Annotated in this window: 13 protein-coding genes and 1 pseudogene; 7 read left to right on the top strand and 7 right to left on the bottom strand. The window is 69.8% G+C overall.

Annotated elements, in window-relative coordinates:
• From FJV41_RS40395 to FJV41_RS40375, 5 genes and pseudogenes are all read left to right on the top strand, one after another.
• Positions 1-647, top strand: a pseudogene (locus tag FJV41_RS40395) (serine/threonine-protein kinase); the annotation flags it as partial.
• A complete protein-coding gene (locus FJV41_RS40390) occupies positions 644-1,663 on the top strand; it encodes a hypothetical protein (RefSeq protein ID WP_141647956.1) in 1,020 nt (339 codons plus the stop codon). The pseudogene FJV41_RS40395 and the gene FJV41_RS40390, both read left to right, overlap by 4 nt.
• Positions 1,664-1,691: 28 nt before the next feature.
• A complete protein-coding gene (locus tag FJV41_RS40385) occupies positions 1,692-3,584 on the top strand; it encodes a sigma 54-interacting transcriptional regulator (RefSeq protein ID WP_141647955.1) in 1,893 nt (630 codons plus the stop codon).
• Positions 3,585-3,603: 19 nt separating this feature from the next.
• Positions 3,604-4,194: a hypothetical protein gene (locus FJV41_RS40380; RefSeq protein WP_141647954.1), complete on the top strand. Its 591-nt coding sequence runs from the start codon at positions 3,604-3,606 to the stop codon at positions 4,192-4,194.
• Positions 4,191-5,819: a carboxypeptidase-like regulatory domain-containing protein gene (locus FJV41_RS40375; protein ID WP_141647953.1), complete on the top strand. Its 1,629-nt coding sequence runs from the start codon at positions 4,191-4,193 to the stop codon at positions 5,817-5,819. The genes FJV41_RS40380 and FJV41_RS40375 overlap by 4 nt, the downstream gene beginning before the upstream one ends.
• Position 5,820: 1 nt before the next feature.
• Here FJV41_RS40375 and FJV41_RS40370 read toward each other — a convergent pair whose 3' ends face one another.
• The 5 genes from FJV41_RS40370 to mutL all read right to left on the bottom strand — a co-directional run bounded on the left by FJV41_RS40370 (position 5,821) and on the right by mutL (position 10,403).
• A complete protein-coding gene (locus FJV41_RS40370; RefSeq protein ID WP_181791280.1) occupies positions 5,821-6,336 on the bottom strand; it encodes a hypothetical protein in 516 nt (171 codons plus the stop codon).
• 48 nt (positions 6,337-6,384) lie between these two features.
• Positions 6,385-7,362: a tetratricopeptide repeat protein gene (locus tag FJV41_RS40365; RefSeq protein WP_141647951.1), complete on the bottom strand. Its 978-nt coding sequence runs from the start codon at positions 7,360-7,362 to the stop codon at positions 6,385-6,387.
• Positions 7,363-7,479: 117 nt separating this feature from the next.
• Positions 7,480-8,199 carry an outer membrane beta-barrel protein gene (locus FJV41_RS40360; protein WP_141647950.1) on the bottom strand — a complete coding sequence of 240 codons (720 nt, stop codon included), beginning with the start codon at positions 8,197-8,199 and terminating at the stop codon, positions 7,480-7,482.
• A 25-nt stretch (positions 8,200-8,224) separates the two neighbouring features.
• On the bottom strand, positions 8,225-8,380 hold the full coding sequence (locus FJV41_RS52710; RefSeq protein ID WP_174456601.1) for a hypothetical protein: 156 nt from the start codon (positions 8,378-8,380) through the stop codon (positions 8,225-8,227).
• 160 nt (positions 8,381-8,540) lie between these two features.
• A complete protein-coding gene (mutL, locus tag FJV41_RS40355; protein ID WP_141647949.1) occupies positions 8,541-10,403 on the bottom strand; it encodes a DNA mismatch repair endonuclease MutL in 1,863 nt (620 codons plus the stop codon).
• A 102-nt stretch (positions 10,404-10,505) separates the two neighbouring features.
• On the opposite strand from mutL, the gene FJV41_RS40350 reads away from it, so the two are divergent.
• Positions 10,506-11,471, top strand: a complete 966-nt coding sequence (locus FJV41_RS40350) for an SDR family oxidoreductase (protein ID WP_141647948.1) — start codon at positions 10,506-10,508, stop codon at positions 11,469-11,471.
• Positions 11,472-11,473: 2 nt separating this feature from the next.
• Complete coding sequence (locus tag FJV41_RS40345; RefSeq protein ID WP_141647947.1) at positions 11,474-13,855, top strand: lysophospholipid acyltransferase family protein; 2,382 nt, start codon at positions 11,474-11,476, stop codon at positions 13,853-13,855.
• Positions 13,856-13,884: 29 nt separating this feature from the next.
• Here the strand turns inward: FJV41_RS40345 and FJV41_RS40340 are convergent, their stop codons facing one another.
• A complete protein-coding gene (locus FJV41_RS40340) occupies positions 13,885-14,760 on the bottom strand; it encodes a GGDEF domain-containing protein (protein WP_141647946.1) in 876 nt (291 codons plus the stop codon).
• Between the two features lie 130 nt (positions 14,761-14,890).
• On the bottom strand, positions 14,891-15,079 hold a 189-nt coding region (locus tag FJV41_RS40335; RefSeq protein ID WP_141647945.1), incomplete at its 5' end, for a hypothetical protein.

Here is a 15,079-nt window from a genome sequence, read left to right as displayed (position 1 = left end):
CCCCCGAAGCCACCTCCCCCCGCATGGAGTCCCTCGTCGGCCGTCCCGACACCCGGCAGGCCCCCGCCTCGGGCGGAAGCGCGGCGCGCGCGAGCGCGGTACGTCCCACCGGAGGTGCCCAGGAGGACGCCCGCGCCCTGGCGGGAGGTCCAGGCGAGGACCGTGTCGCCGGCCGGAAATCCGCGTCGAAGAAGATCCTGGTGTCCATCCTCGTGCGGCCCTTCGGGCTCATTCGCGTGGACGATGGCGCCCCCAGCGCCCAGGCCCTCCAGAAGCACGACGTGGAGATGGCCCCCGGCCCACACGCCATCACCATCTCCTGCGACTACTGCGAGGACGTGGTGGAGACCATCGACGTGCAGCCCGACGGGGAGAACATCTTCCACCTGCGCGCCCAGCCCAAGTCGGCGCCGCTGTCGCTCGAGTACGAACCCGCCGAGGCCACCGTGCGCGTGGGCGACCAGGTGCGCACCGCGCGCGACAGCGTCCACCATCCGTTCGAGATTCGCTCGCCACGCGGGCCCGCGGGCTTCCAGCACACCGTCACGGTGGAGATCTCCCATCCGGGCTTCCAGACGGAGCGACGCGTGGTGCACCTGCGTCCCGGCGAGCCCACCCTTCTGCACGGGAGCCTGCGCCCCGAATGAGTCGAAGGTTCGCGTTCATCTCGCTCTGGCTCGTGCTGTGGACCCCGGCCGGCTCGCTCGCGCAGGAGGCCGGAGATCCGGAGGTCGCCGCCCTGCGCGCCAGCTTCGAATACGGCAAGTACGCCGAGGTCCTGGACCGCGCGGGTGCCCGCATCGACCGTGGCGGGCTCAACGAGGACGAGCTGGTGGAGCTGCACAAGCTGGCCGGACTCGCCGCCTTCAACCTGGGACGCACCGAGGAGGCCTCGCGTCACCTGCGCGCCCTGCTCCGGCTGGACCCCGATTTCAGCCTGGACCCCTTTGTCGTCCCGCCCCCGGCGGTGACCTTCCTGGAGAGCATCAAGGACGACATGACCAATGAGCTGGAGTTCCTCCGGCAGGAGCGCCGACTGCGCCAGGAGCGCGAGAAGGCCGAGGCCGAGCGCCGCGAACGCGAGCGCATGGAAGCCGAGGTCCTCCGTCGCCGCGCCGAGGAGCTGGCCAGTCAGGTCAACGTCCGCACGGTGGAGAAGCGCAACTTCCTGGTCAACTTCGTGCCGTTCGGCGCGGGCCAGTTCCAGCAAGGCCGCAACAGCCTGGGCATCGTCTTCGCCGCCACCGAAGGTGTGCTCGCCGTGACGAGCATCATCTCCTACTTCGCCTACGAGTCGCTCTTCGAGGAGCGGCCCCTCGAGCTGGACAACGTGCTCGACGAGGATGGCAAGGCGTCCATCACCATCCGCTACATCCCCACCAACCGCGAGCGTCAGCGGGACACGTGGCAGTTGCTCAAGCTGGCCTCCGCCGCCGGCTTCTACACCATCTATGCGCTGGGCGTGGTGGACGCGCTGTACCACCACGAGGACCAGGTGGTACGCACCTCGGTGGAGACGCGAGATCCGCCCTCTTCCAACGCGCCCCGCTCGGAGTCCTCGGTCTCCCGGCCGCCGCGCGCGACCGCGCCTCGCCCCACCGCACGACTGGGGCTGTACCCTACTTCCGGCGGACTCGGCGCCGGACTCACCCTCTCCTTCTGAGCCTTTTTCTCCAGGTACGTGAAGCCCTATGGCCAGCCTCACCGTCCGCAGTCCTGATGGCAAGGTCCGCGCGGTCGCCCTGCACAAGCGCATCACCAGCATCGGCCGGAGCCCGGACAACGACATCCCGCTCGAAGACTCCGGCGTGCCCGACAGCGCCCTGCACGTCACGTTCGACGGCAGTCGCTACGAAGTCGGCAGCCTGGGCGCCACCTTCCACGTCAACGGCAAGAAGCGCGACTCACACGCGCTCGCCACCGGCGACGTGGTCCGCGTGGGCGGCACCGAGCTGACGTTCGCCCGCGAGGACGCGCCGCGCGCGCCCCCCCCCTCCGCCCTCACGCCTCACCGCGACTCGGTGGCCAGTCCGGAAACCGCGGACTCGCACACGACGGAGCTGCCCGGCGTGCCCGGCCGAGAGCTGGCCATGCTGCGGCGGCTCACCGCGTTCAGCGAGCGGCTGCTGGCCCTCTACGACGTGGAGCGCATCCTCGAGAGCCTGATGGACGAGGCCATCGAGGTGACGCGCGCCGACAAGGGCTTCCTCATCCTCATGGAGAGCGGGGACCCGCGCGTGAAGGTCGCGCGCAACGTGGCCCGGGAGAACATCGAGGACGCGGTGGAGAAGCTGTCCGACTCCATCATCGCCAAGGTGGTCAAGGAGCAGCGGCCCCTTATCGTCGCGGACGCGGTGGACGCGCCCGAGTTCAAGGCCAGCGAGTCCGTCGTCAACCTGCGCGTGCACTCCGTCATGTGCGTGCCGCTGATGCACAAGGGGGACCTGTTCGGCGTCATCTACGTGGGCAATGACCGGCTGGTGAACCGGTTCGAGCCCAAGAGCGCGGACATGCTCACCATCTTCGCGGCGCAGGCGTCGCTCGTCCTGCAGAACGCGATGCTGGTCAACGACCTCAAGCTCGACGTCACGGAGCTGCGCCGGAAGCTGGAGGACCAGCGCTATGGCGACATCGTCGGGGCATGTCAGGGCATGCGCGACGTGTACAAGCGCATCGACAAGATTGCCCCCACGGACATCTCCGTGCTCATCACCGGCGAGACGGGCACCGGCAAGGAATTGATCGCCCGGGAGATCCACCGCCGCTCGCCCCGCGTGAAGGGCCCCTTCATCACCATCAACTGCGGCGCGATTCCGGAGAACCTGCTGGAGAGCGAGCTGTTCGGCCACGTGAAGGGCGCCTTCACCGGCGCGGTGGCCACCAAGGCGGGCAAGTTCCAGGCGGCCATCAGCGGCACCCTCTTCCTGGACGAGATTGGCGAGATGCCGCTCCAGCTCCAGGTGAAGCTGCTGCGCGCGCTCCAGGAGAAGATCGTCTACAAGGTGGGCGACAACCGCGGCGAGCCGGTGGACATCCGCGTCGTCGCCGCCACCAACAAGGTGCTCGAGGACGAGGTGAAGCGGAACACCTTCCGCGAGGACCTCTACTACCGGCTCAACGTCGTCACCCTGAAGCTGCCGCCCCTGCGCGAGCGCGGCGAGGACGTCGTCGTGCTGGGCAAGTTCTTCCTCCACAAGTACTCGCGCGAATTCAACTCCCGGGCCAAGGGCTTCACCCCGTCCGCCGCCGTGTCCATGAAGAAGTACGGCTGGCCCGGCAACATCCGCGAGCTGGAGAACCGCATCAAGAAGGCGGTGGTGCTGTCCGACAAGCCGCTCTTGGGCCCCGACGACCTGGACCTCAAGCCGGAGAACCTGGAGCCCATCATGCCGCTGCTCCAGGCCAAGGAAGAATTCCAGAAGCGTTACATCAACGAAGTGTTGGCGCGGAACAACGGCAACCGGACGAAGACGGCCAAGGACCTGGGCGTGGACCCTCGCACCATCTTCCGCCACCTGGAGAAGCTGGAAGCGGAGAAGACCGGGCGGCCCCTGCCCCCCGAGGAGGGCGAGGAGCTGCTCTGAAGCGGCCCCAGTCGCACTGGTGATGGACTCGACGACGCGGCGAGAAGTCTGGGACAGGCGCTCCGGCCAGGGCTGGGCGACGTGCGTGCTGGCCGCGAGTCTGGGCCTGCTCGTCGGCTGCCTGTTGCCCCAGGACGACACCCTGCTCGACGAGCCTCCGCGCTTCATGAACCGCTCGCCGCGCATCATCGAGTCGCTGGTGCTGCCGCAGGAGCACATCATCCAGGACTTCGGCGGGAGCCGGTGCGAGCTGACGTTCGAGGTCGCCGTCGAGGACCCGGACGTGGATGACCGCATCAAGGTGCACTGGTTCATCGACTACAGCCCGCAGGACCCGCGCGGGCCGTACCGGGAAATCGCCCTGACGAACAACGGCGAGGCCCGCCGTCCGGACCGGGGCACGCTGCGCATCAACCTGGCCTCGGCGAACGCGGAGCTGAGCACGCCGGGCCAGCACCTGGTGGAGGCGCTGGTGAGCGACGCGGAGCTCACGGACCGCGAGCCCGAATCGCAGGTGGTGAACCTGCCCGACGGAGGCTCCATCATCGACCCGGGGTTCGTCATCAGCTACTCCTGGGTGGTGAACACGGTGCAGGGGGACTGCCGATGAAGGGGGGCCCCGCGCGGCTCCTCCTCGCGCTGACGCTGCTCTGGGGCACCGGCTGTGCCCTGCTGGAAGAGGAGCCAGAGGATTCCCTGCTCGTCTGCCGCTCGGACGCGGACTGCGCCTCCAACGAGGTGTGCTTCGTGGACGGCTGCGGCGACCCGGGCCAGGACATCGTCGTGGAGGTGACGCCCAACCCCGCCCTCGGCCTGTACGCGCAGGACTTCCCGGTGGGTCGCCTGCGGGCCGAGCAGAACCTGGAGCTGTTCGACAAGGCCTCGCTGCGCGGGACGACGCTGCGCTCGACGGTGCCGCCCGCGTCGTCGACCACCACCTCCCGTCCCTACTCCGAGCCGCTCGTCGTGCGCGCCGTCGGCACGAGCGCCCTCATCCCCGGGGTGGCCCGCTACCACGAGGCGACGCTGGTGCCGGACAACGGGCAGTGGACCCTGCCGGTGGCCAGTGGCCAGTACGCGGTGACGGTGCTCGCCGAGGACCTCCTGGTGCCGCCCATGACGAACCTGGGCACCGTGTTCCCGGGCGAGGCGCTCGCGCTGGAGTGGCTGCTGCCCGCCGCCGACGCCGTGGTGCCCGTGCAAGGGCAGTTGACCGGACACGGGGGCGCGCCGCTGGACGCGGACCTCTCGGTGGAGGCCCTGGACGCCGAGCTGAAGCCAATCTCCCAGCGCGTTCCCGTCAATCGCGGCACGGGCGCCTTCGCGCTGGCGCTGCCGCCTGAGGCCGCGAGTGCCTCCACGGTGCTGCTGCGCGTGACGGCGCGGGACGCGGGCGCGCTCCTGCCCCAGCAGACCTTCACGGTGGACCCGAGCGTCCCCTTGCCTGGCCCGCTGGAGCTGGGTGACTTCGGCGCCGCGGTGCGGGTGTCGGGACGCGTGGTGGCCCTGGACGGCCGACCTGTCGTCGCCGCCACGGTGTCGATCCAGGGGCGCGTGGGAGGAGGCGGGAGCTTCCAGAGCGCCGTGGCGACGACGGACGAGGAAGGCCGCTTCGAGCTGCGCTCCCTGCCCAGCGCCACCGAGTCCCCGCTGGAGCTGGTGGTGGTGCCTCCCGCCGGCTCCACCTCCGGGCTCACCACCTCCGCGGCCGTGGTGCCTCGCGAGGACACGGTGTTGCCGGACGTGGTGTGCGTCAACCGCCGCGTGGCGCGCGGCCGGCTCCTGCAGCCCGACAACGTCTCCCCCGCCGCGGGCGTGCGGCTGGTGGTGGAGCCCGTGGACGTCGTCCCCGGCCGGCTGCTTCCGCCCAACCTCGCCTCGGAGACCCTCACGGACGCCAACGGCGAATACGTGCTGCGGTTGGACCCCGCCCTCTACCGGCTGGACGTCGTGCCGGGTGAGAACCTGCCCCGCGTCAGCCGCTTCGTCTCGGTGCTGCCCGCCAATGACGGCTCCGAGCAGGCCGTGACGGCCTTCGCCCTCCAGCGGGGCCGCACCTTGCGCGGCCGGGTGCTGTCGTCGACGCGAGAGCCGGGCGTGCCTCCGGGCCTGCCCTTCACGTCCATCCGCTTCTATCGGGTAGTGAACGTGGAGGGGCGCCCCTCCTCCGTGCTGCTGGCCCAGTCCGTGACGGACACGCTGGGCCGCTACACCGCGCTGCTGCCGGTGCGCTGACTCACGGCCGGGGCGACGTGGCGGCCGGACTGGCGCTGGCGGCCTGGAAGGCGGCGTGGAACGAGTCCACCGTGCCGCCCACCTCGTCCGCGTACTGCACCGCGTGCGTGGTGTAGAGGTCCAGCACCACCTCCAGGCGGCGGTACACGGTGCGCAGCGGCGCGCGCTCGCGGGCCTTCAAATCGCACTGGGACTCCCGCTCGCGCATCCGCGCCAGCCACGAGGTCCGGAAGCGCATCCATTCCTGGTCCGTGTCTCGCGCGGGCGACACGCGCACCAGCTTCTCGCGCCCCGCCTCCAGCTCGTCCCACAGGGCCCGGGCACCCACCAGACACTCCTGGAAGCTGAGCGTGGTGGCCGCGGGTGGCAACTCCTCTGGCGTCATGGCCGCCACCGAGCGGCTCACGTTCCAGATGATCCACAGCGAGAAGAGCGTGGTGAGCGCGATGTAGACCCCATACGCGGCACCACGGTAGCGGCGGAAGCGAGGATCTTTCCGAGGGTCGGGAGCGGACACGGGGTCCAGGTCTTATGACTGTGGACCCCGCGTGGCAACGCTTCCGTGTCACCCCACCCGACAGGCGGGCGCGGGACCCGCGGCCTCCGTGTTGCCGTTCATGGCGCGCTTCACCATGGCGATGCGGCTGCGGAACTGCATCTGGTACTGGCTGTTGAGGTAGGCACCGGCCGCGTCACGCGCCGTCTCCAGCGCCTTCTCCATCTGCCCGACCTCCTGGTACGACTGGGCCAAGAGCAGCATGGCGTAGTCGCGCGTCTTGGAGTTGCGGTCTCCCTCCACGAAGCGGGCCAGCAAGGGCACGGCCTTGTCGTGCTTGCGCAGCTGGTTGTACGCGGTGCCCAGGAAGAAGGACGCGTCCAGCGACTGCTCCTGCGGCGGGTTCATGGCCAGGAAGCGCTCCATCTCCGAGACGACCTGGTCCATCTCGTTCTTGCGGAAGGCGATCTTGCCGCGCTCGAAGGCGGCATCACCCGTCTCGCGGCGCAGCGACGTGGCGCGGTCATTGAGGGCCTGGCGCTCCAGCGAGCTGAGGCGCTGGGTATCCAACTTCATCAGCGCGTCGATGCCCTTGAGCCGCTCGTCGCCGGGCAGCGAGGTCATCATCTTGTAGACCTCGGCGGCGCCGCGCTGGGCCGTCTGGTGCGCGGAGGTGTCCGAGCGCTGCTTCTCCAGCTGGCCCGTCAGGTCCGCCACCATCTTCTCCAGGCGCTCCCGCTCGTTGGTGGCGCTGGAGCTGCGCGCGCTGGTGATCATCACCGCCGCGCCCACCGCGATGACCGCGAACAGCACGTAGGCCGCCGCGGACGAAATCCACTGCCGCTTCTGGAAGTCCTCGTGACGCTTGCCGACCGCCTTCACCTCCGCGTGGAGGTTCTTCAGCAGGTTGTCACTTTTGATGACGAGGTTGCGGGCCTCGACGACTTCGCGGCGGAGGTCCGCCAATTCCTTATCAATCTCGGTCTTCGCCTGCTCTGGCATGGACATCTTCCTGGGCCCGGTAACGATCTCGGCCGATTCACGCATCGTAAGGAGTTCTCCCGGTCATACGGCGACAATTTCCGCACCGGAACAACACGGAGGCTTTGTCACATTTCCGGGAGCAAACAACCTTCCAATGTCCACGCCTGCTCGCTCTGCGAGCTACAGACCAGAGCCTGGGAGACCTCGTGATGGCTCGGGCGGAAAAGTGTACGTCACACCCAGCGACAGCCAGCTCCCACCCAGACTGAACGAGCCAATCTTCGCGTCCTCGGGGCCCACGGGTCCGCGCAGGAACATGAAGCGGTACTCGCCGGTGATGCCCCAGCGAGAGGACAAGCGCCATGTGGCTCCCAGCGAACCCGCCCAGGCCTGCGTCGTTTTCTCCTGCACGGCCTCTCCGTCGCGCTCCGAGCTGATGAGCGTGGGGCCGGTGAAGAAGCCCAGGAAGGGGACCAGCCCATAGGGGCCGACCTCGGGGAGCAGCTTCTGGAAGCGCAGGCCCAGCATCGCGCCGTATGCCAGGGTGTCGATGCCCCGCTCGGTGGGAGGCAGGCTCTCCACGCCCGGTTCCGTGACGTAGAGCCGGGAGCCGGTGGCGAACAGGTCGATGCCCAGCTCCACGAGGTCCGACAGCGAATAGGCGAAGGAGGCCACTCCGAACGGTCCTCCACCGGTCTTCCGCGCGCGCGTCAGGTCCTCGTTGCCCTTCCGGCCGTACCAGCCCTCATAGAACGTGTCGTTGGAGGTGGAGCGCCAGCCGCCCTGCACGGTGATGCGTCCCACGCCGTCCATCGAGGTGGGCCCATCGTCCTCCTCGTCCTGGGCGAAAGCGGGAGCGGCGAACAACAGGGCGAGCAGGAGCGGAAGTCGACGGAGCATCGAAGCAGGGACTCGGGGGCGAAGGTCAGGAGCGCTTGGGGCGCACGGCGATTTCGAGGAACGTCGTCCGTTGGCGGCGCAGCGAGGCGACCAGACAGCGGACGACACACAGGGCTCCGAACTCACGGAGCACCACGCCCAGGTTCGACACCACGTCCCGCAGGGTGATGACACCGCGCATGTGGCCGCTCCCATCGTGGTTGTTGCCGTGAGGGATGCTCTTCCCGGCCGTCCGTGCCCGGTCCGCCCCGTGCTACAGGCGTGTGGCCCACCGTAGCAGCGGCCTCCCACGGGTCAATTTTCCGGCCGTGCAAGGGCGCGGAGGGACTGGGATTCCGGCTTCAGCGGGCGCGGCGCTCCAGCTCCAGCAGGGGCATCTCCAGTACCACCACCGTGCCGTGGATGCAGGGGGGATGGAAGTCGGCCCGGTCCAGTTCGCCCAGGAGCGCGCGAAGCTGCGCGTCCGTGAGCGGCACGGAGCCCGCCTTGCGCGCGGCATGACACGCCATCACCCGCACGGCCTCGGCCAGCGTGACGGAGTCCAGCGCGGCGCCCTTGGGCGGCAACGCGCGCGCGAGCGCCTCCAGCAACGAGCGAGCATCCGCCCCCTCCAACCCCGGAGGCACCGTCTTCAGCGCCACCGTCGTGCCGCCGAAGGGCTCCACGTCGACGCCCAGGCGCGACAGGGCCTCGCGCCCCTCGACGAGCGCCTTGGCGACCTGCACGGGAAACTCCAGCGTGGTGCCGAACAGCGAGGGCGCGGGTGGGCCCTTCGCATCGTCCAGCGCGCGCAGGTAGGTCGTGAGCCGGGTCCGCTCCAGCGCCGCGTGCGGGTCCAACACCACCAGCGTGCCGCCGGGTCCTTCGCAGAGGTGGAAGCGACCTCCGAGCAGGCCCATGGGTCGCAGCGCGGCGAAGTAGCCCGGCGGAGGGGCCTCATTGAGCTGGGGTTGGGCCTCGCCGAACGCGGGCGGGCGCCCCACCGCGCCGAAGGGCAGCGACGAGGGAATCCCGACCATGGGCCCGGGCGCTCCGGACAGGGCGTGCGACGGAGCGCCCCCCGATGCTGCGTCCAGCGTGGTGGGCAGCGGCGCGCCCCAGGAGGCCTCCTGCGCGCGAGTGAGGAAGCGCTCCACGGCGAGCGCGTAGTGCGCGGCATCGCGCGGCTGATTCCCGCCGGGGCCATTGGGGTCGGCGCCCGCGCCCAGCCATGGGGCCGCGCGCAGCATCCGGTTGAGCGCGGCGCTGATGGCCTCCTGGACGCCTCGGGCATCGGAGAAGCGGACCTCCAGCTTCTGGGGGTGCACGTTGACGTCCACCGCGATGGGGTCCACGTCGATGTGCAGGACGACGACGGGCTGCCGGCCCGCGGCGAGGAAGTCCTGGTAGGCGCGCTGGATGGTGCCGATGAGGCCCCTGTCGCGGACGTAGCGGCGGTTGACGAACGTGTAGAGCCCGCGCGCGTTGGGGAAGGTGAACTCGGGCGAGGCCGCGTAGCCGGTGACGCTGACACCCAGGCGCCGCTCCTCCACGGGGAACAGGTGCGGGTGGGCCGCGGGGCCGAGCGCGGCGGCGATGCGTTCGCGGGGGTCCTCCGGGCAGGCCGCGCTGGAGAAGAGTTCGTTGCCCTCGTGGGTGGCGAAGAAGCCCACCTCCGGGTTCGCGAGCGCCAGGCGGACGACGGCCTCTTCGGCGTGCTTGAGCTCGGTGTCGCCCCGGCGCAGGAACTTGCGGCGCGCGGGCACGTTGAAGAAGAGGTCCTCCACGGTGATGACGGTGCCCGTGCGCGGAGGGGCATCCTCGATGAGCGGGTCCACCCCACCCTCCAGCGTCACCCGGGTGCCCACGTCCGCGCCCACCTCGGCGGTGTGGAGGGAGAAGCGGGAGACGGAGGCGATGGCGGGCACGGCCTCGCCCCGGAACCCCATGGAGTCGATGTGGAACAGGTCGTCCAGCTCGCGCAGCTTGCTGGTGGCGTGACGCTCCAGACACAGCGTGGCGTCGTGCCGCCCCATTCCGTGCCCGTCGTCCGAGATGATGATGCGGTCCACGCCCCCACCGGCCAGGTCGACGCGGATGGTGCTCGAGCCCGCGTCGAGGGAGTTCTCCACCAGCTCCTTCACGACGGACGCGGGGCGCTCCACCACCTCGCCGGCGGCGATCTTGTTGATGAGGACGTCACTGAGACGTGCGATGCGAGCCATGGCAATCATCCACCCTCCGCCACGGAACGAACGTTGTCCAGCGAGACGAGATGGGTGCAGGCTGACATTCAGGACCGGCTGGGCTAACAGGAGAGCCCGCGTATGGACGTGTCACGACCAGGCAAGGGGCGGTTGCGCGTCGCGGTGACCGGAGCCAGCGGCGAGTACGGGAAGCTATTGCTGCCCCGGCTCGAGCGGGATCCCGACGTGGAGAGCATCCTCGTTCTGGACGTCGCCCGTCCGGAGGGGGCCAAGGTGGAGTTCCACCAGGTGGACCTCACCCGGCACGACGCCGAAAGCGAGCTCACCGACGCGCTGGCCGAGCGCCCCGTGGACGCGCTCTACCACCTGGCGTTCCTCTTCGGACCCATCCGCAACGGCTCCCTGGCACACGAGCTGGAGGTCATTGGCACGATGAACGTGCTGACCGCGGCGGGCCGGGCGCGGTTGCCGAGGCTGGTGGTGCCCTCGATGACGGCCGTCTATGGGGCGCGGGGGAACAACCCCGCGTTGCTGCGCGAGGAGTCGCCGCTGCAGGGCTGTCCTCACAGCCGCTTCGTCACCGACAAGGTGGAGGTGGAGGGACAGGTCCGTGCCTTCCGCGAGCGGCATCCGGAGATGCGCGTGCTCGTGCTGCGCTTCGCGCCGGTGCTGGGGCCGACCATCGAGAATCCCGTGACGCGGCTGCTGACGCGCACGTCCGTGGTCCCCACGCTGCTCGGGTTCGACCCGCTGTGGCAGGGGCTGCACGAGGAGGACGCGGGGCGGGCGCTGCATCTGTCGCTGCGGGCGGACGTGTCCGGCGAGTTCAACATCGTCGGACGGGGTGTGCTGCCACTGTCCGGCCTCATCCGGCAGGCGGGGGCTCGCCCGCTCCCCCTCCCAGGGCCTTTGTTCCGTGGCGCACTCCACGCGCTGGATGTGGTGGGAGCGGACACGTTGCCCGTAGCCCTTCTCGACTACATCCATTACTCGTGGGTGGCGGACGGCGCGCGCGCCGAGACCGCCCTCGGATTCATCCCCTTCCACCACGTCAGGGACGCCGCCGCGGCGCTCAAGAGGAGCTAGAGATGGCCAAGGGTGTCCTCGGGAACGATCCCTTCCAGCGCGGAGCCGCCACCCGCGATGGCGCGCCCGCGAAGCCCGGCCCCCATGCGAAGCAGGAGCGCTCGCCCTCCGAGCGCGGGACCTCCGACGACAAGAAGAAGACCGCGAACACCCGCGCGTCGTCGGGCCCGAGCGCGGCCCACGCCAGGAATGATGGCACCCTGGACAAGGGCCGAGCGAAGAAGCCCTCCAGCGCGAAGCCCGCACCCGCGAAGTCCACGGGCGGGGCGAAGGGCTCCACCACGGCGGCGACCCGGAGCGCGGGCGAGGCCAGGGCGCATTCCGGAGGCGGTGCATCCGCTTCGCGAACCGGAGTGGGAACGAAACAGCCGCAGGGCACGGCGTCGCGAGGCACGGCCGGCTCGAAGGTCGGCGACGAGGCGAAGCTCAGGGCGAACGCCACGCGGCCCGACACGAAGGTGAAGCACGCCTCCAACGCCAACGCGAAATCACCCTCTCGCACGAATGGCGCCAAGGGCCCGAAGGATGGCCCGAGTGCGGCAGCCCGTCAGCCCTCCGGGGCGGGCGCTTCGCAGCGCGCATCGGGTGCTGGCCACCAGGCCCCTGCATCGGCATCTCGCGGTGCACGGGCGCAGCAAGGCGACGAGTCCGCGGCTTCGGTGTCCCACGACACCCTCGGCCAGGACGTCGCCGCGACGCGCCCCGCCGACACGTCCGCAGTGCCTTCGGCCGAGGTAGAGCCCCTGCGTGAACCCGCGGCTCCGGTGACGCCGCGCGAGCCGCCGCCCGCGCGCGCTCCAGCCCTGGATGACGCCAACGCGGCGAGAACACCCCATCAGCGGGAGGTGGACCACGCGCTCGCGGAAGCCCTCGCCGCCGAGGTGGCCGAAGTCACCGCGAAGCACGCCGTGGATGTGGCGATGAAGCGACGGGACGGCTCCAAGGAGCCCGTGGACAGGCTCCTCGCCACGGAGATGGCGACCGAGCTCGCCGAAGCCGCGGTCGAGGAGGTCCTGGACCACAGCCCCTCGACCCGCCGCCCGGAACGCGAGCGCGAGCTCGCCGCCACCGTCGCCGCGCAGGTGGCCGAGAGCGCCGCCGAGCTCGCCGTCGCGGAGGTGATGGATCGCCGCGCCCCCTTCACGCACTCCAGGGACACGCTCGAGGAGCGCGCCGCGAACAACACCGCGAACGAATCCGACGCGGACCAGGGTTCCCGTATCGAGCCGCACGAGGACCTCGCGGGCGCGGTGCTGGAGCTCTCCGACCTCGACGAAACCCCGGACGACGCCGATGACGTGTGGGAGCTGTCCTCCCCGCCCCTCTCGACAACCCGCTCCTCGCTGGAGCCGGAGGTGGAAATGCCAGACGCGACGCGCGACGAGTTCCCCCCAGGCCGTCGAGGCCCCTTGTCCCTGGTGCCCGCAACCGCCGAGGAGGATGCGGCGCGCGCGGCGCTGGCTCCGGATGGCTCGCGGGAATCCGACGCCCCTCGTCCCCTCGCGCAGCGCGCCACCGGCATGCTGTCGCTGGCGCGTGAAATCGCCGGACAGGCGCTGGCCAGCGAGGGACTGGGACGTGCCTGGGGCGCGATGAACGGCATGCTGGACGCCGTCCGCGCGGGCCTGGGCACGGGCGGAGGCGCCCACCTGGACGAGTACGGCAAGGACCCGTCACTGGTGCAGCGGCTGGAGCCCGTGCTGGAGTTCCTCTATGGCCAGTACTGGCGCGTCGCCGCGCAGGGCACGGACCACATCCCCAAGGGCGCGGCCATCCTGGTGGCGAACCACTCGGGCGCCCTGCCCTATGACGGCCTGGTGATGTCGCTCACCCTGGCTCGCGAGCGCCCCGACCTGCGCGAATCACGCTGGCTGGTGGAGGATCAGATCTTCCACGCGCCCGTGCTGGGCACCCTCTTCAATCGCCTGGGCGCCGTGCGGGCATGCCCGGAGAACGCGCTGCGGCTGCTCGACGAGCAGCGCCCACTGGTCGTCTTCCCGGAGGGCTACCAGGGGCTCAGCAAGCCCTTCGCGGAGCGCTACCGGCTCAAGCGTTTCGGGCGAGGTGGCTTCGTGAAGCTCGCCCTTCGCACGGGAGCGCCCATCGTCCCGGTGGCCATCGTCGGCGCGGAGGAGACCTCCCCCCTGCTGGGACGCATTCCCGCGAGCTTCTTCGGGTTGCCCTACGTGCCCCTCACGCCGCTGGGCCCGCTGCCCGCCAAGTGGAGCATCCGCTTCGGCGAACCCATCGCCATGGACGGCCTGCCCCCTGAAGCCGCGGAGGACCTGGGCGAAGTGGGTCGACTCACCGAGCGCACGCGCGAGGCCATCCAGTCGATGATCCACACGCTGCTGCGGGAGCGGCGCTCCATCTTCGCCGGCTGAATCGGACGCCCCGAGGGGCGCATGCCGCGTCAGGCGATGACGCGGTTGCGCCCACCCGTCTTCGCCTCGAAGAGCTTCTCGTCCGCCGCGCGCACCAGGTCTCCGGGCTCGCGGTGGCGAGGGTCCAACACTGCCACGCCCAGGGAGATGGTGACGGGGATGGGCTGGCGATCAAACTCGAAGCGCTGCTTCTCCACCAACCGCCGGACCTTCTCGGAGAGCTGTCGCGCGCCGACCAGCGCCACTTCCGGCAACAGGATGGCGAACTCCTCGCCGCCATAGCGCGCGAAGACATCCTCGCGCCGGATGCGCGTGCGCACCGTGGACGCCAGCTGCTTGAGCACCGAGTCTCCCGCCAGGTGCCCGAACTTGTCGTTCACCTTCTTGAAGTGGTCGATGTCCACCAGCACCAGCGACAGCACGCGCTCATAACGGCGGCTGCGGGAGATCTCCCGGTCCAACTGCTCGTCGAAGTAGCGGCGGTTGTAGATCTGCGTCAGGCCGTCCATCGTGGTCAGCCGGTAGATCTCATCGTGGTAGGCGGCCTCGATGTTGCCGCCCGCGATGTACTTGAAGATGGTGCGGCCAATCTTCACCAGGTCGCCGTTGCGCAGCTCGCGATCACCCTCCACCACCTCGTCGTTGATGAACGTGCCGTTGGTGGAGCCCGCGTCGCGAATCTTCACGCCCTCGCGGGTATTCGCGATGGCCGCGTGGTTGCGGCTTACCGACTCCTGGTCGATCTGGATGTCGCACTTCGACGAGCGCCCGATCAGCGTCTCCTCGCGCGTCAAATCGAACTTCCGACCCAGGTCCAATCCGTAGATCACCACCAGCGCCGCGTCGAGGTTGACCGGCCGGTCGGAGATCTTCGAGATGACCGTGACGACCGTCTCCTTCTGCACCGCTCCTCCAGCGAACGACCCACGAGACGCTACCACCCTGCAAATCCAGAAAGCGAATCACAAGGCGAGACGCCAGGTAGGGAACCTCCGTCCATCGACATCCAACCAACGACGTCTTCCTTCATCCCCCCTAGGGGATATCCACGCCCCTCGAGGTGAAGACAGGTGGACGCAGCAGCGCGCCCTCCGTGTCCTCCAGCGAGGCGATGAGCGACACCCCTGTCCCGGAGCAGTTGACCGGGAGCTGGAGCTGCACTTCCCCCGTCGCGGGTGAGGCGGCGGAGTCGCTCACGAGGATCTCCTCGCAGCCCTTCCCGCC

Origin of the sequence: Myxococcus llanfairpwllgwyngyllgogerychwyrndrobwllllantysiliogogogochensis (genome assembly GCF_006636215.1) — a bacterium.
In the GTDB taxonomy this organism is placed as follows: Bacteria; Myxococcota; Myxococcia; order Myxococcales; family Myxococcaceae; genus Myxococcus; species Myxococcus llanfairpwllgwyngyllgogerychwyrndrobwllllantysiliogogogochensis.
The sequence above is the reverse complement of the archived record's forward strand: the minus strand, read 5'-3'. Positions and strand labels throughout refer to the sequence as shown.